The 21,180-nt window shown below is 66.9% G+C and carries 17 protein-coding genes; 11 read left to right on the top strand and 6 right to left on the bottom strand.

Features of this window, described 5'->3' with window-relative positions:
* The first annotated feature begins 302 nt into the window (after positions 1 to 302).
* Genes QO207_RS04415 through QO207_RS04405 form a run of 3 tightly spaced genes read left to right on the top strand, consistent with a single transcriptional unit; the run spans position 303 to position 3,200 of the window.
* Positions 303 to 2,318 (top strand): ribonucleoside triphosphate reductase, encoded by a 2,016-nt coding sequence (locus QO207_RS04415; protein WP_301531356.1) that lies wholly within the window; start codon positions 303 to 305, stop codon positions 2,316 to 2,318.
* A gap of 40 nt (positions 2,319 to 2,358) precedes the next feature.
* Positions 2,359 to 2,505, top strand: a complete 147-nt coding sequence (nrdD, locus tag QO207_RS04410; protein WP_301531355.1) for an anaerobic ribonucleoside-triphosphate reductase — start codon at positions 2,359 to 2,361, stop codon at positions 2,503 to 2,505.
* Positions 2,502 to 3,200, top strand: a complete 699-nt coding sequence (locus QO207_RS04405) for an anaerobic ribonucleoside-triphosphate reductase activating protein (RefSeq protein WP_301531354.1) — start codon at positions 2,502 to 2,504, stop codon at positions 3,198 to 3,200. The genes nrdD and QO207_RS04405 overlap by 4 nt, the downstream gene beginning before the upstream one ends.
* A 495-nt stretch (positions 3,201 to 3,695) precedes the next feature.
* On the opposite strand, the gene speA is transcribed toward QO207_RS04405, so the two are convergent.
* The 4 genes from speA to QO207_RS04385 all read right to left on the bottom strand — a co-directional run bounded on the left by speA (position 3,696) and on the right by QO207_RS04385 (position 8,183).
* Positions 3,696 to 5,609: an arginine decarboxylase gene (speA, locus tag QO207_RS04400; RefSeq protein ID WP_301531353.1), complete on the bottom strand. Its 1,914-nt coding sequence runs from the start codon at positions 5,607 to 5,609 to the stop codon at positions 3,696 to 3,698.
* A 282-nt stretch (positions 5,610 to 5,891) separates the two neighbouring features.
* Positions 5,892 to 6,263 (bottom strand): translation initiation factor Sui1, encoded by a 372-nt coding sequence (locus QO207_RS04395; RefSeq protein ID WP_015479046.1) that lies wholly within the window; start codon positions 6,261 to 6,263, stop codon positions 5,892 to 5,894.
* Between the two features lie 309 nt (positions 6,264 to 6,572).
* Positions 6,573 to 7,115 carry an NUDIX hydrolase gene (locus tag QO207_RS04390; protein WP_301531352.1) on the bottom strand — a complete coding sequence of 181 codons (543 nt, stop codon included), beginning with the start codon at positions 7,113 to 7,115 and terminating at the stop codon, positions 6,573 to 6,575.
* A 3-nt stretch (positions 7,116 to 7,118) separates the two neighbouring features.
* Positions 7,119 to 8,183 carry a DUF2333 family protein gene (locus QO207_RS04385; protein WP_301531351.1) on the bottom strand — a complete coding sequence of 355 codons (1,065 nt, stop codon included), beginning with the start codon at positions 8,181 to 8,183 and terminating at the stop codon, positions 7,119 to 7,121.
* Positions 8,184 to 8,470: 287 nt separating this feature from the next.
* Between QO207_RS04385 and QO207_RS04380 the strand changes: the two genes are divergently transcribed.
* On the top strand, positions 8,471 to 10,081 hold the full coding sequence (locus QO207_RS04380; protein ID WP_301531350.1) for a PleD family two-component system response regulator: 1,611 nt from the start codon (positions 8,471 to 8,473) through the stop codon (positions 10,079 to 10,081).
* A gap of 134 nt (positions 10,082 to 10,215) precedes the next feature.
* Positions 10,216 to 12,186 (top strand): methyl-accepting chemotaxis protein, encoded by a 1,971-nt coding sequence (locus QO207_RS04375; RefSeq protein ID WP_301531349.1) that lies wholly within the window; start codon positions 10,216 to 10,218, stop codon positions 12,184 to 12,186.
* A 168-nt stretch (positions 12,187 to 12,354) separates the two neighbouring features.
* Here the strand turns inward: QO207_RS04375 and speB are convergent, their stop codons facing one another.
* Positions 12,355 to 13,317 carry an agmatinase gene (gene speB / locus QO207_RS04370; RefSeq protein ID WP_301531348.1) on the bottom strand — a complete coding sequence of 321 codons (963 nt, stop codon included), beginning with the start codon at positions 13,315 to 13,317 and terminating at the stop codon, positions 12,355 to 12,357.
* 189 nt (positions 13,318 to 13,506) lie between these two features.
* The gene (locus QO207_RS04365) at positions 13,507 to 14,604 is read right to left on the bottom strand and encodes a polyamine ABC transporter substrate-binding protein (protein WP_301531347.1); all 1,098 of its coding nucleotides are present in this window, start codon (positions 14,602 to 14,604) and stop codon (positions 13,507 to 13,509) included.
* Positions 14,605 to 14,712: 108 nt separating this feature from the next.
* On the opposite strand from QO207_RS04365, the gene QO207_RS04360 reads away from it, so the two are divergent.
* The 6 genes from QO207_RS04360 (at position 14,713) to prmA (ending at position 21,144) form a co-directional block, all read left to right on the top strand.
* Positions 14,713 to 15,621: a LysR family transcriptional regulator gene (locus QO207_RS04360; protein ID WP_301531346.1), complete on the top strand. Its 909-nt coding sequence runs from the start codon at positions 14,713 to 14,715 to the stop codon at positions 15,619 to 15,621.
* Positions 15,622 to 15,782: 161 nt separating this feature from the next.
* A complete protein-coding gene (locus tag QO207_RS04355) occupies positions 15,783 to 17,630 on the top strand; it encodes a protein-disulfide reductase DsbD (protein WP_301531345.1) in 1,848 nt (615 codons plus the stop codon).
* Between the two features lie 149 nt (positions 17,631 to 17,779).
* Positions 17,780 to 18,223, top strand: coding sequence for a type II 3-dehydroquinate dehydratase (gene aroQ, locus QO207_RS04350; protein WP_138214110.1), 444 nt, complete (start codon positions 17,780 to 17,782; stop codon positions 18,221 to 18,223).
* 24 nt (positions 18,224 to 18,247) lie between these two features.
* Entirely contained in the window at positions 18,248 to 18,715 is a 468-nt protein-coding gene (gene accB / locus QO207_RS04345) for an acetyl-CoA carboxylase biotin carboxyl carrier protein (RefSeq protein ID WP_301531344.1), read from the top strand.
* Positions 18,716 to 18,732: 17 nt separating this feature from the next.
* Positions 18,733 to 20,082, top strand: a complete 1,350-nt coding sequence (gene accC / locus QO207_RS04340; protein ID WP_301531343.1) for an acetyl-CoA carboxylase biotin carboxylase subunit — start codon at positions 18,733 to 18,735, stop codon at positions 20,080 to 20,082.
* Positions 20,083 to 20,265: 183 nt separating this feature from the next.
* Entirely contained in the window at positions 20,266 to 21,144 is an 879-nt protein-coding gene (gene prmA, locus QO207_RS04335) for a 50S ribosomal protein L11 methyltransferase (RefSeq protein ID WP_301531342.1), read from the top strand.
* Positions 21,145 to 21,180: the final 36 nt, after the last annotated feature.

Here is a 21,180-nt window from a genome sequence, read left to right as displayed (position 1 = left end):
CACCTTCCCGCTCGCGAGCAAGCTCGCTCCTACAGCGGCACACCAGCCTGCTCTTCGTAGGAGCGAGCTTGCTCGCGAACCGGCCGGCTACGGCCACCCCCCTGAAGAAACACTGCTCGCCCGTCAGGAATCTCATTCGCAACGCTTTCGGGCTGGCCGGCGGTCAATACCTCCGATGGCAAAAATTGACTGATACCGGGCGTTGACCGAGGTCAATTTTCCTTCAGAGGATGTCGTTAGATTCCTACAACATCTTGTTGTCTTGAATGATTCGAGACACAGCATGTTGTGGAATCAAGCTAATGCCCCCATCCCGAACTGCTTCTCTGCCCAGCAGCCTGCGCAAGCGTAACGGCAGCTCCGCCGCCTTCGACCCGAGCAAGATCGAACGCGCCATCGCCGCCGCCGGCGAGGCCAGCGGCGAGTTCTCCGCGCTGCACGCCCAGGAGCTGACCCGCCAGGTGCTGGCGCGCCTGCCGGCGCAGAACGACCTCGATGTCGAGCAGGTGCAGGACGTGGTCGAGCGTGCCCTGATGGAAGCCGGCCACTACCCCACCGTCCGCGCCTACATCGTCTACCGCGAGCGCCACGGCCGCCTGCGTCGCGAGCGCAAGACCCTGGTGGACGTCGCCGCCTCGATGAACGAATACCTGTCGCGGGAAGACTGGCGGGTGCGCGCCAACGCCAACCAGGGTTATTCCCTCGGTGGGCTGATCCTCAACGTATCGGGCAAGGTCACCGCCAACTACTGGCTGGACGAGGTGTACAGCGAGGGCATCGCCGTCGCCCACCGCGAGGCTGACCTGCACATCCATGACCTCGACATGCTCGCCGGCTACTGCGCCGGCTGGTCGCTGCGCACGCTGCTCAGCGAGGGCCTGAACGGCGTGCCGGGGCGGGTCGAGGCCGGGCCGCCGAAACACCTGTCCAGCGCGCTGGGGCAGATGGTCAACTTCCTCGGCACCCTGCAGAACGAATGGGCCGGCGCCCAGGCCTTCAGCTCCTTCGACACCTACCTGGCGCCCTACGTACGCAACGACGGGCTGAGTTATCAACAGGTGCGCCAGGCGCTGCAGGAGTTCATCTATAACCTCAACGTGCCGTCGCGCTGGGGCACCCAGACGCCCTTCACCAACCTGACCTTCGACTGGGTCTGCCCGGAAGACCTGCGCGAGCAGATTCCCTACGTCGGTGGCGTCGAGATGCCCTTCGCCTACGGCGAGCTGCAGGCCGAGATGGACCTGATCAACCGCGCTTACATCGAGGTGATGCAGGCCGGCGACGCCCACGGCCGGGTGTTCACCTTCCCGATCCCGACCTACAACATCACCCACGACTTCCCCTGGGACAGCGACAACGCCACGCGCCTCTTCGAGATGACCGCGCGTTACGGCCTGCCGTACTTCCAGAACTTCCTCAACTCGGACATGCAGCCCAACCAGGTGCGCTCCATGTGCTGTCGTCTGCAACTGGACGTGCGCGAGCTGCTCAAGCGCGGCAACGGGCTGTTCGGCTCGGCGGAACAGACCGGCTCGCTGGGCGTGGTGACGATCAACTGCGCGCGCCTGGGCTATCGCCATCGCGGCGACGCCGCCGGCCTCTATGCTCAGCTCGACTACCTGCTGGAGCTGGCCTTCGACAGCCTGGAGGTGAAACGCAAGGTCATCCAGCAGCACATGGACGCCGGCCTCTATCCCTACACCAAGCGCTACCTGGGCACCCTGCGCAACCACTTCTCCACCATCGGCTTGAACGGCCTGCACGAGATGCTGCGCAACTTCACCGACGACCGCGAAGGCCTGCACACCGAGGTCGGCCGGCAGATGGCGCTGGAGCTGCTGGATCACGTACGGGCACAGCTGGTGCGTTTCCAGGAAGACAGCGGGCACCTCTACAACCTCGAAGCCACGCCCGCCGAAGGCACCACCTACCGCTTCGCCCGCGAGGACCGCAAACGCCACCCGGAGATTCTCCAGGCCGGCTCGGCGGAGGCGCCCTACTACACCAACTCCTCGCAGCTACCGGTGGGCCTCACCGACGATCCGTTCGAGGCGCTGGAACTGCAGGACGCCCTGCAATGCAAATACACCGGCGGCACCGTGTTGCACCTGTACATGGCCGAGCGCATCTCCAGCGCCGAGGCCTGCAAGACCCTGGTGCGCACCGCCCTCGGGCGCTTCCGCCTGCCCTACCTGACGGTGACGCCGACCTTCTCCATCTGCCCGGTGCACGGCTACCTCGCCGGCGAACACGAGTTCTGCCCGAAATGCGACGAAGCCGCGCTGCAGAAGGCCGCACCGAAGAGCTGCTGCGCCTGATTCCCCTTTCCCTTTCATCCACGCAAAAGGAGCACTACCGATGACCGCCAACCAACTGCCCGAAAGCCAGCGTCAGCGCTGCGAGGTCTGGACCCGCGTGATGGGTTATCACCGTCCGGTGTCGGCCTTCAACGCCGGCAAGCAGTCCGAGCACCGCGAGCGCCGCCACTTCCAAGAGGCGCGATGAGCAGTACGCTCAGGGTCGGGGGCCTGGTGCCCCTGACCACCCTCGACTACCCCGGCCTGCTCGCCTGCGTGCTGTTCTGCCAGGGCTGCGCCTGGCGCTGCCGCTACTGCCACAACCCGGAGCTGATTCCGCCACGGGGCGAAGCTGAAATTCACTGGGACGATATCCTCGCCTTCCTCCGGCGCCGCCAGGGCCTCTTGCAGGCGGTGGTGTTCAGCGGCGGCGAGGCAACCCTGCAGAACGCCTTGCCCGAGGCCATGGCCCAGGTGCGCGAGATGGGCTTTCGCGCCGGGCTGCACAGCGCCGGCATCCGCCCGGAAGCCTTCGCCCGCGCGTTGCCCCAGACCGACTGGGTCGGCTTCGACGTGAAGGGGCTGGCCGAGGGCATGGACGCTACAACCGGCGTGAAACGCAGCGGGCTGGCCAACTGGCGCAGCCTGGAGCTACTGCTGGAAAGCCGCGTGGAGCATGAGTGCCGCACCACCGTGCACTGGCAGTTGTTCGATCTGGAAAGGTTGCGCCGGCTTGCCACGCGGTTGCGCGGGATGGGTGTGGATAACTTCGTCGTGCAACTGGCCCGCAGTGGGCGCCAGCTCGATCCCGAGCTGATCGCCACACCCGCGCCCCATGGCGCGCCCGAGCTCTGGCAAGAGCTGCACTCCCTGTTCCCTCGCTTCGAATTGCGCGATGCCTGACCCCGTAGGAGCGGACCTTGTCCGCGAATCCTCGCCCCGGCACCGGCATCCCCGGCTGTCCACCCTGGCCTCGGATGGCGCCCGGCCAAGGTGCCATCCGAACACCGTTAATTCCGCCGCGCAGGATTTCGCGGACAAGGTCCGCTCCTACCGGATAGCTCTGCGCTCGGGCCGCCCCTAACCCTCTCCCAGGGGAGAGGGGACCGTTTGGTGCAGGATGAAACCATGGCGTCAGCCGGCACAATCTGCCCCCTCTCCCTGAGGGAGAGGGCTGGGGTGAGGGGGAAAACGCAGAAACGGAACTGCATGGGGAAAGATTGTGTCCCCCTGCGTAGCCGGCAGCTCCGGCGTATCCCTGTAGGAGCGAGCTTGCTCGCGAACAACCTCCGCTGCGGGGCCCGGTTCGCGAGCAAGGGCTAGGCGCCCCCCTCGGTCCTACGGAAAGCAAAAAGCCCCGCCGAAGCGGGGCTTTTCATCAGGCGGACTGCTGCCCGATCAGGACGACAGGTACGCCGAGCGGGTCAGCCCCAGACGCAGCGAGTCGAGGAACTGCGTGCGCTCGCGGGCGGTGAGCTTGGCCCCGGCGACCTTGTCGCGGTAGTGGGTCATCAGCTCTTCGGGCGACAGGTGCACGTAGCGCAGCATGTCCTCGATGGTGTCGTGGGTCTCGATGCCGGCGTGGTAGAAGCTGCCGTCGGCGTTCTGGTAGACGTTCACCGAGTCGGTGTCGCCGAACAGGTTGTGCATGTCGCCGAGGATCTCCTGATAGGCGCCGACCAGGAAGGTGCCGATCAGGTAGTCTTCGCCCTCCTTCACGTCGTGCACCGGCATGCTGGTCTCGATGCTCTGTTCGTCGACGTACTGGGTGATCTTGCCGTCGGAGTCGCAGGTCAGGTCCTGCAGCACGGCGCGACGGTTCGGCTCTTCTTCCAGACGATGGATCGGCAGGATCGGCAGCACCTGGCCGATGGCCCAGGTGTCGGGCAGGCTCTGGAACACCGAGAAGTTGCAGATGTACTTGTCGGCGAGCTTGTCGTTGAGCTCGTCCAGCACCTGGCGGTGCGAGCGCTGGCGGGCCTTGAGCTGGTTGTGCAGGCGGCGGCAGATAGCGAAGTAGCACTGCTCGGCCAGGGCCTTCTGCGCCAGGTTGATCTTGCCTTCGGCGTACTGCGCGGCGGCGTCGCTCATGTAGTGGGTCGCGCGCCAGTAGGTCTCGGTGACCATCTCGGCATCGGTCGGGCCGAGCAGGTCGGCCAGCCACTGGACGATCTCCGGCTGCTCATTGCGATCGGGGATGGTCGGCACTTCGTCGTTGTGCCGCTCGACGTCGGTGACCTGGGTGATCAGCACCGCATGGTGCGCGGTCAGCGCGCGGCCACTCTCGGAGAACACGTGCGGGTGCGGCAGGCCCTGGGCGTCGCAGAATTCCTTGAGCATGCCCACCACCACACCGGCGTAGTCGTCGATGTCGTAGTTGATCGAGCTGGCGTTGCGCGAGTGGGTGCCGTCGTAGTCCACGCCCAGGCCGCCGCCGACGTCCACGTGGTCCACCGGCAGGCCGAGGGCGCGCAGTTCGCCGTAGTAGCGGATGGCTTCCTTGAAGCCGTGCTGGTAGTCGGCCAGGTTGGCGATCTGCGAACCCATGTGGAAGTGCAGCAGGCGCACGCCCTGGTCCAGGCCGGCCGCGCGGAAGCGCTCGACCACCGACAGCAGCTGCGCGGCGGACAGGCCGAACTTGGCCTTCTCGCCACCGGTATCGGCCCACTTGGAGGAAGCCAGCGAGGACAGGCGCACGCGCAGGCCGACCTGCGGAAGCACGCCGACGTTGGCGGCCTCCTCGATCACCAGCTGCACCTCGGACTCCTTCTCGATCACGATGAACACGTTGTGGCCGAGCTTCTGCCCCATCAGCGCCAGCTTGATGAACTCGCGGTCCTTGTAGCCGTTGCAGACGATGGTGCCGCCCTTGGGCGCCAGTGCCAGCACGGCCATCAGCTCGGGCTTGGAGCCGGCTTCCAGGCCAATGGAGACGTTCTGCGTGGCGATGATGCTTTCCACCACCGCTTCCTGCTGGTTCACCTTGATCGGGTACAGCGCGGTGTAGCGGCTGTTGTATTCCAGCCGCGCGATGTTCGCGTCGAAGGCGCCGGTGAGCTTGCGCACGCGGTCCTGGAGGATGTCCGGGAAGCGCACCAGCAGCGGCAGCGACAGGCCCGCCTCGCGCAGCTGCTCGACCAGCGCATGCAGATCGATCGGCTGGGCATCGGCGCCCTGCGGGCGAACTTCCACGTTACCGGCGTCGTTGATGGCGTAGTAGCCAGCACCCCAGTGGCGAATTCCGTAGATGCTGCGGCTGTCTGCCACGGTCCAGTTGCTGCCGTCGTCTTTGCGGGTCCGTCTAGCGGCCATGCGTGGTGGTCTCCTCAGATAGCGCGAATGTGTGCAGGCGCCCGCCCGGCGTGCGGGTGAGTCGTCAGGGCCTGGTTGTATAAACCTAGCCGGGCGTCGTGACGTTGCCGTGTTGACCGCCAGCGTTGGCGGTAAGTTTAGGAAAATCCGACGACACGCCCAGGGCGCGCCGACCAATCTCCCATCTAGGGAAAGGGCTTGCGGGCCATGCACGCTCTGCACAGGGCCTGGAACCCGTTCTCGACAGGGGAGAGTCGCTTGTCTGTCTGGACAGGGGGCGGATCAGCCGCCGGACTTCTTCGCCTTGAGGCCGCGTTTGGTCAGCTCTTCGAGCAGCAGGTCGACGTGGTCGCCCTGGATCTCGATGATGCCGTCCTTCAACGCGCCACCCGTGCCGCAGCGCTTCTTCAGCGCGGTGGCCAGGTCCTTCAGCGCATCGGCCGCCAGCGGCACGCCGGTCACCGTGGTCACGGTCTTGCCACCGCGGCCCTTGGTTTCCCGACGCACGCGAGCGATGCCATCGCCGGCCGGAATCTCGGCCTGCTTGCAGATGCACGCGCCAATGGGCTGATTGCAGTCCGGGCAATGCCGGCCGGAATCAGTGGAATAGACGAGCCCGCCGAGGGCGGACAGGGAGGATGCTTTCTTGACCACCGGGCGTTTCCCCAGGATTGGCCTCTGCGGGCCAGGTCAACGAATGGCCGGCTGGCGCCGACCGCGACGCCCCACTCAGGCAGGGGCTGCGCAATTCCCGGCGGAGGACCCTGCCGGAAAGGTCGCGCAATTTAGCAGCATTGAAGGCAAATGCTAAGAGCGAAAATGCGTCATTGATCGGCAGTTTGGCGACATGCCGGCGCTGCAGGGTTGTTGTAGGAGCGAGCTTGCTCGCGAACAAGCCCCGCTGCGAAGCCATTCGCGAGCAAGCTCGCTCCTACGAAGAGCAGCCCACAGCGGGCTGGGGCGTCAGAAACTGACCAGATACTTGCGCAACGCCGCCAGCGAATCCGGGCAATAGGGCGTACCCGCCTTGGCCTCGGCCAGCGCCTGGTGCGGGTCGATGAATTTCGCTTCCAGCACTTCTTCCGGCTGCAACTTCAGCGGCGCATCGGAGACGGCAGAGAACACCGCGCACCAGAGGCGATTGTCCGGCTGGTCGAAGAAGAAGGTGCCGTGGGCGCGCAGCTCGACGCCGGCGATGCCCAGTTCTTCTTCCAGCTCACGGGCGGCGGACTCGGCGTAGCTCTCCTCGGCCTGCACCATGCCGCCAGCGGCCGGGTCCCAGTAGCCGGGGTAGACCGCCTTGCTCAGGGTGCGGCGGTGCACGCACAGCTCGCCGGCGGAGTTGAACAGCAGGATGAAGGTGCCGCGGCCGATCAGCCCACGCGCACGCAGTTCGGCGCGCGGCAGGCTGCCCAGCAACTGGTCGTCGTCGTCGACCCAGGCGATCTTCTCGGCATCCGAAGCCGCCCGGTGGGCGGCTTCCTTGTCGCTGATACCGGCGGCCATGGATCAGCCCTGGGCCAGCAGCTGGCGCAGGTCGATGATCGCGGCGTTGGCGCGGGAGATGTAGTTGGCCATCACCAGCGAGTGGTTGGCGAGCACGCCGAAACCGCTGCCGTTGAGGACCATCGGGCTCCACAGCGGCGCCTCGGCGGCCTCCAGCTCGCGGATGATCTGGCGAACACTGACGGTGGCGTTCTTCTTCGCCAGCACGTCGGCGAAGTCCACCTCGATGGCGCGCAGGATGTGCGACAACGCCCAGGCCTGGCCGCGGGCTTCGTAGAACACGTTGTCGATCTGCATCCAGGGGGTTTCCTGCAGCACTTCCTCGACCTCCGGCGCCTGGCCCGGGGTGACCGGCTGCATCGGCGTGATGTTGGTGTTCAGCTTGACCCGGCCGACGCTGGCCGAGAGGCGCTGGGACAGCGAGCCCAGGCGGGTGGAGACGTCACCCAGCCAGTTGTTCAGGCTGTCGGCGCGGGCATAGAACTGCGCGCCGGCAGGGTCGGCGGAGAGACGGCCGAGGTAGCGGTCCAGGGACTTGATGCCCTCGGCGTACTCGGACTCGGACGACGGCAGCGCCCAGCTCTTGTTGTCGAAGTTGAAGCGCGGCTCGGCGCGCGCCAGGTCCGCGTCCTCGGTGGACTGCGACTGGGAGCGGGCGAAGTCCTTGCGCAGCGCGCGGGACAGGTCGCGCACCTGGACCAGCACGCCGTATTCCCAGCTGGGAATGTTGTCCAGCCAGATGCCCGGCGGGAAGATGTCGTTGGACAGGTAGCCGCCCGGCTTGTTGAGCAGCGTGGCGACCACTTCCTTGAGGGTTTCCACGGTGGTGTAGCCCACCACCATCTGCCGGCCGGCGCGCTCGGCGGCGGCCTGGGCGTTCTGTTGCACGGGGAACAGGTCCGGTTCCTGGCTCCAGTACCAGCCGATCACCCCGCAGACCACCAGGTAGGCGCCCAGCGCGCCGCCCAGTACACGGCCCAGCCAGGGGCCGCCGACATAGGCGCGCACGTTATCTACCGAGTCATCCACGCGATCGCGCACGGAGCCGCGTTTCTTCCAGTTCCACATGGCAAGTTCCTTAACGTCCCGAATTCGAAGTTAGCTTGGACCGGTTTGCGCCCCAAGGGTGCCGGATTCTTCGGTCCCGCTGCGCCAGCATGCCGCACACGGGCGCATCGGCGCAGCCTACCCTGCGCATGGTGCGCGGTAATGGTGTGAATTACAAAGCGCGCAATGTTTGACCGAAGGCACTGTTATTGCCATCAAGGATTGGTAGCATAGGGCCATCAGTGTGTATCACGGCGGAAACATCTCCGCCCCGCAGGCCGCCGGAACGGCTTACGAAGAAGCGTGCGATGACCGAGTCCGACGATCCCTCCCTCGACCGCCTCAAGCATCACTTCGCCCAGCGAGTGATCCACCAGGCGCGCCACCTGCTGGAAGTCTGGCAGCGCCTGTCGCGCGCCGAATGGAACAGCGCCGGCATGGCCGAGCTGGCCGAGGCCTGCCTGCGTCTGCAACGCTACGCCGAGCGCTTCGAGCAGGCCGAGCACGCCGACCTGGCCAAGGCCATCGACCAGTGCCTGCGCGCCGTGCAGGACAACCGCGGGCGCCTGTCCAGCGAGCTGATCACCGAGCTCAACCGCCTGATGCAGCGCCTGTCGCGCACCGGCCTGCGGCATGGCGACCAGTTCGATCAGACCAGCCTGCCGCCGCTGCGCAAGCCGGTCTACCTGGCCCTGCAGGACCAGGAGCGCGCCGAGCGCCTGGCCCGCCAGCTGGAGTTCTTCGGCATGGCCGCGCAGCCGTGCGAGCACGCCAATGCCTTCCGCGCCGCCATGGCCGACCGCCATCCGGCGGCCATCGTCATGGAAGTCGACTTCGCCGGTGGCCAGGGCCTGGCCCTGGCCGATGAAGCCCAGGCCGGCCTCAAGCACAAGCTGCCGGTGCTGTTCTTCAGCCATGAAGAGACCGATACCCCGACCCGCCTGGCCGCTGCCCGCGCCGGTGGCCAGGACTTCTTCAGCGGCGCGCTGGATGCCTCCGGCCTGCTGGAGAAGATCGAGACGCTGACCCGCGTGGCGCACTACGAGCCGTTCCGCGTGCTGATCGTCGACGATTCCCGCGCCCAGGCCGCACACACCGAGATGGTCCTCAACAGCGCCGGTATCGTCACCCGCGCCCTCACCGCGCCGCTGTCGGTGATGGCCGAACTGGCCGAGTTCCAGCCGGACCTGATCATCCTCGACATGTACATGCCCGAATGCCTGGGCACCGAGCTGGCCAAGGTGATCCGCCAGCACGAGCGCTATGTCAGCGTGCCGATCATCTACCTGTCCGCCGAGGACGACCTGGACAAGCAGCTCGATGCCATGAGCGAAGGCGGCGACGACTTCCTCACCAAGCCGATCAAGCCGCGCCACCTGATCGCCACCGTGCGCAACCGCGCCGCCCGCGCGCGCAGCCTGAAGGCGCGGATGGTCCGCGACAGCCTGACTGGCCTGTACAACCACACCCACACCCTGCAGCTGCTCGACGACGCCCGCTTCCGCGCGCGCCGCGAGGAGCGCCCGCTGACCTTCGCGATGCTCGACATCGACCACTTCAAGCGGGTCAACGACACTTACGGCCACCCCATGGGCGACCGGGTGATCAAGAGCCTGGCGCTATTCCTCAAGCAGCGCCTGCGCAAGACCGACCACATCGGCCGTTACGGCGGCGAAGAGTTCGCTGTGGTGCTGCCGGACACCGACGCCGACTCCGCGCGCAAGGTGCTGGAGGAAATCCGCCAGCGCTTCGCCGAGATCCACTACCCGGCGCAGCCCCAGGACCTGTCCTGCACCTTCAGCTGCGGCATCGCCGAGCTGGGCCCGGAGATGGACATCAAGACCATCGCCAAGCAGGCCGACGAAGCGCTGTACCGCGCCAAGCATGGCGGCCGCAACCGCGTCGAGGTCTACCAGTAATACCCGCCGCTGGTCTGGCGCGGCGCTCTGCCGCGCCATTTCCCGACCGAATGCTGGCACCGTGTCATCAGCCAGTAACGAAACTGCAATAGGTTCAGGACTCGCCGTTTTTCCGCTGTCGGTCGAGACCTGCCATGCGCCTCAAGCTGCTCACCAACCTCAACACCTTCCTGCTCCTGCTCGTCTGCCTCGCGCTGGGCGCCACCCTGTGGTGGTCGCAACGCGCGCTGGAACGCCCCTTCACCCTGATGGACCGCTACCTGGAGCTGTCCCAGGGCTTCGAGCGCAAGGTCGCGCAGAACATCCAGGCGTACCTCGCCAGCGGCGATGCGCTCAAGCAGAAAGCCGCCCAGCAAGGCCTGGACGAACTCGCGCAGGAGCTGCCGCAACTGCCGGAAAGCCTTAGCCAGCTGCTCGGCCAGAGCCTCGACGAATTGCACCAGTTCAGCGGCAACCAGCTGCTCGCCGCCGGCAAGCTGGCCGGTGATCCGCAGGGCCTGCTGTTGCAGGCCGAGCGCGACCTGCTGGCCGCGCTGGACCAGCTCGGCGCCTACGCCGACGCCAGCCAGAACCCCGCCGCCGCCGAGTACCGCACCCCGCTGCTGCAGGCCGGCCTGCACCTGACGCGCCTGGCCCACGCCCGCGCCAAGCTGGTGGAAAGCGGCAACCCGGCACTGGCCGAAGACATCCAGCGCGAGCTGGAAACCCTGCGCCAACTGGCCGAACGTATCGACGCCCTGCCCCTGCTCGGCGTGCTGGAGCAGCAGGCCTCCGCCTCCGACGACTTCGCCGCGATGATGGGCCTGGAAGCACAGCCGGCCGCTGCGCAGGCGCAGAGCGAGGACCGTGGCGTGACGCTCAAGCGCGACCTCGCCAGCGTGCTGCGCCGTTACCCGGACGAACTCAACCGCACCCGCCAGCTGATCACCCAGCGCCAGGAACTGGCCAACGCCACCGCCCAGCGCCTGGGCGCCGTGCAGCAGGCCCTGGCGACCCTGGAGCCGCAGGTGCGCGAGGAACGCTCGAAGATCCAGGCGCAGGTGCGCGTCATCCAGGGCGCACTGATCGCCCTGATCCTCGCCACCGCGCTGCTCATCGACACCCTGCAACGCCGCCTGGCGCGCGTGCTTGGCCAACTAGTCCCGGCGCTCTCGACCTGGGCCCGTGGCGACTTTGCCAAGCCCATCTCCCTGGCCACCCGCACCCGCGACCTGGTGGAGCTGCAGGAGTCGCTGAACCGCCTGCGCGACTTCCTCGGCACCCTGGTCGGCACCATCCACCAGCGCGCCGAGGAAGTCGCCGGCAGCAGCCGCGCCCTGGCCGAACTCAGCGGCGGCCTGCATGCCGGTGCCGAGCGCCAGGCCAGCGACACCGGGGAAATCCGCGACGCGCTGGGCGACATGGAAGCGGCGATCCAGCAAGTGGCCGGCGACGCCAGCCAGGCCGCCTCGGCCAGCCACGCCGCCGGCATGGCGGTCGAGCAGGGTCAACTGGTGATCGGCAACAGCCTCAGCGGCATGCGCGCGCTGGTGGATGAAGTGCAGAGCAACGCCCAGTCCATCGAGAACCTGGCCGAAGAGTCGGCCACCATCGGCAACGTGCTGGGGGTGATCCGCTCCATCGCCGACCAGACCAACCTGCTGGCGCTGAACGCCGCCATCGAGGCCGCACGGGCCGGCGAGCAGGGCCGTGGGTTTGCCGTGGTCGCCGAGGAAGTGCGCTCCCTGGCCCTGCGCACCACCGGCGCCACCGAGGAAATCCAGCAGCTCACCGCTCGCCTGCAGCAGGCCGCGCGGCAGTCGGTGGACGCCATGCGCAGCCAGGTCGAACACGCGGAAGTCACCGCCAACCAGGCCGGCGCCGCCGAGGGCGCCCTGGACGAAGTGGTCGGCGCCATCCGCACCATCGCCAGCATGGCCGAGCGCATCGCCGAAAGTTCCGCCCAGCAGAGCGGCGCGGTCAGCGAAATCCGCTCCCACAGCGAGCGCATCCACGAACTGGGCAGCGAAAACCTGCGCCTGATCGGCCAGGGGCGTAGCCAGGGTGAGCAGTTGCAGGAGCTGGGCGGGGCGTTGCACACCGCCGTCAGGGCGTTCCGCGTGTAACGGACTCCACCTGTTCCTGCCTGCTGTACGGCCCCGACAGGGAGCGTAGGAGAGGACTCCGTCCGCGATGGGCCAGCCTGGCACCATCAGGCAACCCGGAGCGGGCGCTGAGTCAATCGCGGACAAAGTCCGCTCCTACGCTTGTGCCCCCTGTAGTTCCGCGTCGACTCAGCGCTCGCCCAGCTTGTGCCGCGCCGCATACAGGCAAACCATCTCCATCGCCAGGGTCGCGCCGGCCAGGGCGGTGATCTCGGCGCTGTCGTAGGGCGGTGCGACTTCCACCACGTCCATCCCCACCAGGTTGATGCCGCGCAGCGCGCGGAGGATTTCCAGCGCCTGGTGCGAACTCAGCCCGCCGCAGACCGGCGTGCCGGTGCCCGGGGCGAAGGCCGGGTCGAGGCAGTCGATGTCGAAGGTCAGGTACACCGGGTTATCGCCCACCCGCGCGCGGATGCGCTCGGCGATGGCCTGCGGTGTATTACGGTGCACCTCGCGGGCGTCCAGCACCTGGAAACCCATCACATCGTCATTGGTGGTGCGCAGGCCGACCTGCACCGAGCGCGCCGGGTCGACCAGCCCTTCGCGGGCCGCGTGGTAGAACATGGTGCCGTGATCGATGCGCTTGCAGTCTTCGTCCGGCCAGGTGTCGCTGTGCGCGTCGAAGTGGATCAGCGACAGCGGGCCGTGCTTCTTCGCGTGGGCCTTGAGCAGCGGGTAGCTGATGAAGTGGTCGCCGCCCAGGGTCAGCAACGCGCAGCCGGCATCGAGGATGCGCGCGGCGTGGGCTTCGATGACTTCCGGGGTTTCCTGCGGCACGCCGTGGTCGAAGGAGCAGTCGCCGTAGTCGATCACCGCCAGGTGGTCGAAGGGGTCGAACTCCCAGGGGAAGTGCCGCGCCCAGGCCATCTGCACCGAGGCGGCGCGGATCGCCCGCGGCCCGAAGCGGCTGCCGGGGCGGTTGGTGGTGGCGGTGTCGAAGGGCACGCCGCTGACCACCAGGTCGACGCCGTTCAGGTCGCGGCTGTAGCGGCGACGCATGAAGCTGGTGATGCCGGCGTAGGTGGTTTCGGCAGCGGTGCCGTACAGGCTGTCGCGGGTGATGGCCTGGTCGTTGTCTTGGGCGAGATCCATGGTGTCCTCATCAATGTCTTTGTTGTGTTGTTCTGATGGTTCGGTGCCTGCGGGACCACCCTCTCCCTGAAGGGAGAGGGTGCTGTCTGTGCCAGCTGACGCTACGACTTCAACCTGCACCGAACGGTCCCCTCTCCCTTCGGAGCGGGGCGCGCAGCCAGGGTTAGGGAGAGGGCAAGCGCACACGAATCAGTTGCGGGTACGGAACGCCGACCACAACCGGGTGCGCTCGCGCTGCTGCTTCAAGGTCAGCAACTGTTCACCGAACAGCTTCTGGCGCATGGCCGGCGCCGGGTAGATGTCCGGGTCGCCGGCGACATCGGCATTCAGCAACGGCGTGGCCTTGAGGTTGGCGTTGGCGAAGTACAGGGTGTTGGTCAGCTCGGCGATGGAGTCCGGGCGCAGCATGAAGTCGATGAAGGCGCGGGCTTCCTGCGGGTGCGGGGCGTCCACCGGGATGGCCATGGTGTCGAACCAGATCAGCGTGCCTTCCTTGGGAATCCGGTAGATCACCTCGAACGGCTTGTTCGCCTGCTTGGCCTGGGCGGCGCCCATCAGCGCGTCGCCGGTGTAGGTCAGGGCGACGCACAGCGTGCCGTTGGCCAGGTCATTGATGTGCTTGCCGCTGGCGATGTAGCGCACGTTGGGCTGCAGCTTCTGCAGCAACTGGCTGACCTGGGCGAGATCGGCCGCGTCGGTGCTGTAAGGCGACTTGCCCAGGTAGTTCAGCGCGACGCTGATGACTTCCTGCGGCGAGTCGATCAGCGAGATGCCGCAGTCGGCGAGGCGGCTGGCGTACTCGGGCTTGAACAGCAGGTCGAGGCTGTCCAGCGGGGCGTCGGGAATGCGCTTGAGCACTGCATCCTTGTTGATTGCCAGGCCCACGGTGCCCCAGGTGTAGGGCACGCCGAAGCGGTTGCCGGGGTCGATGGCGGCCAGCTTGGCCAGCAGTTCCGGGTCGAGGTTGGCGAAGTTCTTCAGCTGCGCGGTGTCCACCGGCTGCACGGCCTTGGCCTGGATGGCGCGGGCCAACCCGCTGCTGGCGGGGAAGACGACGTCGTAGCCGCTGCGGCCGGTCATCAGCTTGCTGTCGAGCACCTCAGCGCTGTCGAAGGTGTCGTATTTGACGCGGATGCCGGTTTCCTTCTGGAAGCGCTGCAGGGCGTCGGCGCCGACGTAATCCGCCCAGTTATAGATGTTGAGCACCCGCTCCTGCGCCTGCAGGGGCATGGCCAGGGCCACGGCCAGAACCGCGAGAGAAGCCCGGAAGAACACACGCATGATCATCGCCTCAGGGTTGTTGTCGTTATGCGGCGAGCATGGGGCGGGCTTTACTTTGTAAAAATACAAAGTTAATTACTTTGGCATTTCCCCACGACAATGTTTGGAGAAGCCATGCTCAGCCAATTGCGCGACCTCGACCTGCAGCTGCTGCGGCTGTTCGTCACCGTGGTGGAGTGCGGCGGCTTCAGCGCCGCGCAGGGCGAGTTGGGGCTGAGCCAGCCGAGCATCAGCATCCAGATGGCCAAGCTGGAGACGCGCCTGGGCTACCGCCTGTGCGAACGCGGCAAGGGCGGCTTCCGCCTGACGCCCAAGGGCGAACACCTGCTGCAATCGACACGGCGCCTGTTCGTCGCCATCGAGGGCTTCCGCGACGAGGCGCGCGGTGTCGCCGACAAGCTGCTCGGCGAGGTGCGCATCGGGCTGTCCGAGGGGCTTGCTGTGGAAGTGCTGGCGCAGCTGTCCGGGGCGATCCGCCGCTTCCGCCAGCGCAACGAGGCGGTCAGCCTGGAGCTGATCACCGCCACGCCCGCCGAGCTGGAGCGCCTGCTGCTGCAGGACCGCCTGCACCTGGCGGTCGGCTATTTCGCCGGCACCCAGGCGGCGCTGGAGCACGTCGAGCTGTTCAGCGAACCCCAGGGCCTCTACTGCGGTGCGGGCCACCCGGCGTTCACCGAGAAGCAGCCGAGCCGCGATTCCCTGGCCGACGCCGACCAGGTGCTGCACCCCTACCGCTTCATCGCTGCCGACGAGCCGCTGCAGACCAGCCGCAGCAGCGCGCGCTGCGAGCAGGTGGACGGCAGCCTGGCGTTCATCCTCTCCGGCGCGCACATCGGCTACTTGCCCAAACATGTCGCCCAGCCATGGATCGAGCGCGGCCAGCTGCGCGAACTGCTGCCCGGCGAGCTGGGCTTCGACGTGGCCTTCAGCCTGACCCGCCATCGCGGCCGCCACCCCGGCGACGCCGAGCAGGCCTTCGTCAGCGACCTGCTGGCAGCCTTCGGCCAGCACGCGGCCGATTGACGCAGAGGCGCTTCGGGAACCGAGGCCCGCTGGCGCAGTCCCACAGCCGCTATCACGTCTTGTGACAGCTGATCCGGCAACGCCTCGGGCCGCGTCGGAAGCTTTCCGCTATCATGCCCGCCAGCCCTGTGCCCGCCCATTCCGTAGTCTGCGAGATGTCCATGCGCCGCCTGCTCACCCTGCTCCTGCTCCTGGTCGCCCTGCCCGCCTCCGCCGGCCTGTTCGACAAACCCGCCGACAAGGGCGGCTTCGCCGTCGGGCAACCGGCCAAGGGCGACTTCCTGCCGGTGGCCGAGGCCTTCCGCGTCAGCGTCGAGGACAGCGACAGCCAGCAGGTGAAGCTGCGCTTCATCAATGCCGACGGCTACTACCTCTACCAGCATCGCTTCAGCTTCAAGGTCGAACCCGCCGACAACGGCGTGAGCGTCGGCGAAGTGAAGCTGCCGCCAGGCAAGCAGCACCACGACGACTACTTCGGCGACACGGTGGTCTACTACGCCATCACCGATATCGACGTGCCGCTGGTCAACCCGCAGCACAAGCCCTTCACCCTGGTCGTCAGCTACCAGGGCTGCGCCGACAAGGGCCTGTGCTACGCGCCGGAAATCACCCGCCTGCAGATCGCCGACGGCCAGGCCGCCAGTGTGGTGGCCGGCCCCGCACCCTCGGCCAAGTCCACCGCCGCTTCCGGCAACCCGCTGGCCAGCCTGCTGGGCGACCACGAGCCGGGCAAGATCAAGAAACTCGGCCGCGCGCTGGTGATCTTCTTCCTGCTCGGCCTGGCGCTGACCTTCACCCCCTGCGTGCTGCCGATGCTGCCGATCCTCTCCGGTGTCGTGCTGCGCGGCCGTCCGGGCGGAATGCGCGGCCTGGCCCTGTCACTGGCCTACGTGCTGCCGATGGCAGCCTGCTACGCGGTGCTCGGCACCCTGATGGGCCTGTTCGGCGCCAAGCTCAACCTGCAGGCGATGCTGCAGTCGCCCTGGGTGCTGATCCCCTTCGCGGCGTTCTTCGTGGTCTTCGCCATCGCCATGTTCGGCGCCTTCGAGCTGCGCCTGCCGGGCTTCGTCCGCGAGCGCCTGGACAACATGGCCAACAACACCCGCGGCGGCTCCATCGCCGGTGCGGCCACCCTGGGCGTGCTTTCCAGCCTGCTGGTATCGCCCTGCGTCACCGCCCCGCTGGCCGGCCTGCTGCTGTACATCAGCAGCACCGGCGACGCGGTGGGCGGCGGCCTGCTGCTGTTCTCCCTGGGCCTGGGCATGGGCACGCCGCTGGTGATCTTCGCCGTCGGCGGCGGCGCACTGCTGCCCAAGAGCGGCGCCTGGATGAACGGCGTGCGCAACGTGTTCGGCGTGATGCTGCTGGCGGTGGCCATCTGGATGCTCGAACGCCTGGTGTCCGGGCCGGTGGCACTGACCCTCTGGGGCACCCTGGCCGGCGGCATCGCCCTGGCCATCGGCACCCTCGAACTGGGGCCGAAGAAGCCGCTGCAACGCCTCGCCCAGCTATTCGGCCTGATGCTGCTGGTCTATGCCGTGGCCGCCTGGACCGGCGCCCTGCGCGGCGAGTCCGACCCGCTGCACCCGCTGGGCCGCAATACTCCCGGCCTGCATGCCGGCCCGCCGACGTCCACCCCCGGCGACTGGCAGAACATCACCAGCCCGGCGCAGCTCAATGCTGCCCTGGCCAGCGCCCAGGCCGCCGGCCGCCCGGTGCTGCTGGACTGGTACGCCGACTGGTGCATCAGCTGCAAGATCATCGAGCGCCAGGTGCTGCCGGCGCCGGAGGTCCAGTCGCAGCTGCCCGGCTTCGTCCTGCTGCGCTTCGACATGACCGCCAGCACCGAGGAACAGCGCGCCCTGCTCGACCGCTACAACCTGTTCGGCCCGCCCGCGCTGCTGTTCTTCTCGGCAAAAGGCGACGAATGGAGCGACCTGCGCATCATCGGCGAAACCGACGCCGCCACCCTGGCCGACCGCCTGAAACAGGCTGGAACGCGCTCCTGATCACAGTTTGATTGCAATGGTTTTGCCGTAATCGGCTGGCAACATGCTGACATCTACGGCAAAACCGGCATGACTGGACAGTCACGCCGGCTTTCCGGCATAGTCCCGCCCTATCTTTATCCGCCAAGAACAAGGACTACCGCATCCAGATGGCGACCTTACTGGTACTGCACGGGCCCAACCTCAACCTGCTGGGCACTCGCGAGCCCGACAAATACGGCTCCGTCACCCTTGAGCAGATCAACCAGGACCTGGAGCGCCGCGCCCGCGAGGCCGGCCACCACCTGATGCACCTGCAGAGCAACGCCGAGTACGAACTGATCGACCGGATCCACGCCGCGCGCCACGAAGGCGTCGACTTCATCCTGATCAATCCGGCCGCTTTCACGCATACAAGTGTCGCTCTACGTGACGCATTGCTCGCAGTGAGCATCCCATTCATCGAAGTGCACCTCTCCAACGTGCACAAACGTGAACCTTTCCGGCATCACTCCTACTTCTCCGACGTGGCGGTAGGGGTGATCTGCGGTCTGGGAGCCACAGGCTACCGCCTGGCCCTGGAATCCGCCCTCGAACAACTTGAACGCCCGTGACCTCACCTGGGAGAGCGAACACTGATGGACATCCGTAAAGTCAAGAAACTGATCGAACTGCTCGAAGAATCCGGTATCGACGAACTGGAGATCAAAGAGGGCGAAGAGTCCGTACGTATCAGCCGCAACAGCAAGACCGCCGCCCAGCCGATCTACGCTGCCGCCCCGGCCTACGCTCCGGCCCCGGCCGCCGCTCCGGTCGCCGCCCCTGCCGCTGCCGCCCCGGCCGCTGAAGCCGCCCCGGCTGCGCAGAACCTCGCCGGCGCCGTGCGCTCGCCGATGGTCGGCACCTTCTACCGCGCGGCCTCGCCGACCTCCGCCAACTTCGTCGAAGTCGGCCAGAGCGTGAAGAAAGGCGACATCCTCTGCATCGTCGAAGCCATGAAGATGATGAACCACATCGAGGCCGAGACCAGCGGCGTGATCGGTCAGATCCTCGTGGAGAACGGCCAGCCGGTCGAATTCGACCAGCCCATGTTCACCATCGTTTAAACCGCGGGGAACCTGCGATGTTGGAAAAAGTACTGATCGCCAACCGCGGCGAAATTGCACTGCGCATCCTGCGCGCGTGCAAGGAACTGGGCATCAAGACGGTGGCCGTGCACTCGACCGCCGACCGTGAGCTGATGCACCTGTCGCTGGCCGACGAAGCGGTCTGCATTGGTCCGGCACCCGCTGCGAAGTCCTACCTGCACATCCCGGCGATCATCGCCGCCGCCGAGGTCACCGGCGCCGTGGGTATCCACCCCGGCTACGGCTTCCTCGCCGAGAACGCCGACTTTGCCGAGCAGGTCGAGCGCTCGGGCTTCACCTTCATCGGCCCGAGCGCCGACGTCATCCGTCTGATGGGTGACAAGGTGTCCGCCAAGGACGCCATGAAGAAGTCCGGCGTACCGACCGTACCGGGCTCCGACGGCCCGCTGCCCGAAGACGAAGAAGCCGCGCTGGCGATTGCCCGCGAGGTTGGCTACCCGGTGATCATCAAGGCCGCCGGTGGCGGTGGTGGTCGCGGCATGCGCGTCGTGCACAAGGAAGAAGACCTGATCAAGTCCGCCAAGCTGACCCGCACCGAAGCGGGCGCAGCCTTCGGCAACTCGATGGTCTACCTGGAGAAGTTCCTGACCAACCCGCGTCACGTGGAAGTCCAGGTGCTCTCCGACGGCCAGGGCAACGCCATCCACCTGGGCGACCGCGACTGCTCCCTGCAGCGTCGTCACCAGAAGGTGCTGGAAGAAGCCCCAGCCCCGGGCATCGACGAGAAGGCCCGCGCCGAAGTGCTGGCCCGCTGCGTCCAGGCCTGCGTGGAAATCGGCTACCGTGGCGCCGGCACCTTCGAGTTCCTCTACGAGAACGGCCGCTTCTACTTCATCGAGATGAACACCCGCGTGCAGGTGGAGCATCCGGTGTCGGAGATGGTCACCGGTATCGACATCGTCAAGGAGATGCTCAGCATCGCCTCGGGCAACAAGCTGTCGATCAAGCAGGAAGACGTGGTCATCCGTGGCCATGCGCTGGAATGCCGGATCAACGCCGAAGACCCGAAAACCTTCATGCCGAGCCCCGGCAAGGTGAAGCACTTCCACGCACCGGGCGGCAACGGCGTGCGTGTGGATTCGCACCTGTACAGCGGCTACGCCGTACCGCCGAACTACGACTCGCTGGTGGGCAAGATCATCACCTACGGCAAGGACCGCGACGAAGCCATGGCGCGCATGCGTAACGCGCTGGACGAACTGATCGTCGATGGCATCAAGACCAACACCGAGCTGCACAAGGAGCTGGTCCGCGACAAAGAGTTCTGCAAGGGTGGCGTGAACATCCACTACCTGGAGAAGAAGCTGGGCATGGACAAGCACTAAGCTTGCCGCGCTCCGCCTCGCTCCATCACAAGGGCTGCCTCCGGGCGGCCCTTGTGCTTTGCGGCCCCTGCACGCTGGCATGGCAAGGTGCCGTGCAGTAAGCTTGCGGCCTTTATTGGCGGGCCGCCCAGGCGGTCCGTTGTCTTTTCCAGCGCCATCCCAGCACTATCGAGGTCCCGCCCCATGCCCTGGCTCCAAGTCCGACTCGCCATCACCCCGGATCAGGCGGAAACCTATGAAGATGCGCTGCTGGAAGTGGGCGCCGTTTCCGTGACCTTCATGGACGCCGAAGACCAGCCGATCTTCGAGCCGGACCTGGGCACCACCCCGCTGTGGAGCCACACCCACCTGCTCGCGCTGTTCGAGGCCGATACCGACGAAACCGCGCTGATCGCCCACCTGACCCTGCTCACCGGCGGCGAACTGCCGCAGCACCAGATCGAGCACATCGCCGACCAGGACTGGGAACGCAGCTGGATGGACAATTTCAAGCCGATGCGCTTCGGCCGCCGCCTGTGGATCGTCCCCAGCTGGCACGACGCCCCGGAGCCGGACGCGGTGAACCTGCTGCTCGACCCGGGCCTGGCCTTTGGCACCGGCACCCATCCGACCACCGCGCTGTGCCTGGAATGGCTGGACGGCCAGGAACTGGTCGGCAAGCAGGTGCTGGATTTCGGCTGCGGCTCGGGCATCCTCGCCATCGCCGCGCTGCTGCTGGGCGCCGAACAGGCGGTCGGCACCGACATCGATCCGCAGGCGCTGGAAGCCTCCCGCGACAACGCCTCGCGCAACGGCATCGACCCGGCGAAATTCCCCGTCTACCTGCCCGCTGATCTGCCCAAGCAGCAAGCGGACGTGCTGGTGGCGAACATTCTGGCCGGTCCGCTGGTCACATTGGCAGAGCAGCTCACCGGCCTGGTGAAGACCGGCGGCCTGCTGGCCCTCTCGGGCATCCTCGCCGAACAGGCCGAGGAAGTTCGCGCCGCCTACGCCGGCGCCTTCGACCTCGACCCGACCGCCGAGCGTGACGGCTGGATCCGCATCAGCGGCCGCCGCCGCTGAGTGCCCCGCCAGTCGGGGCTTGAGTTAGACTAACCG

It is taken from the genome of Pseudomonas sp. CAN1, assembly GCF_030462585.1.
In the GTDB taxonomy this organism is placed as follows: Bacteria; Pseudomonadota; Gammaproteobacteria; order Pseudomonadales; family Pseudomonadaceae; genus Pseudomonas.
This window is presented reverse-complemented; position numbering and strand designations above follow the sequence as displayed.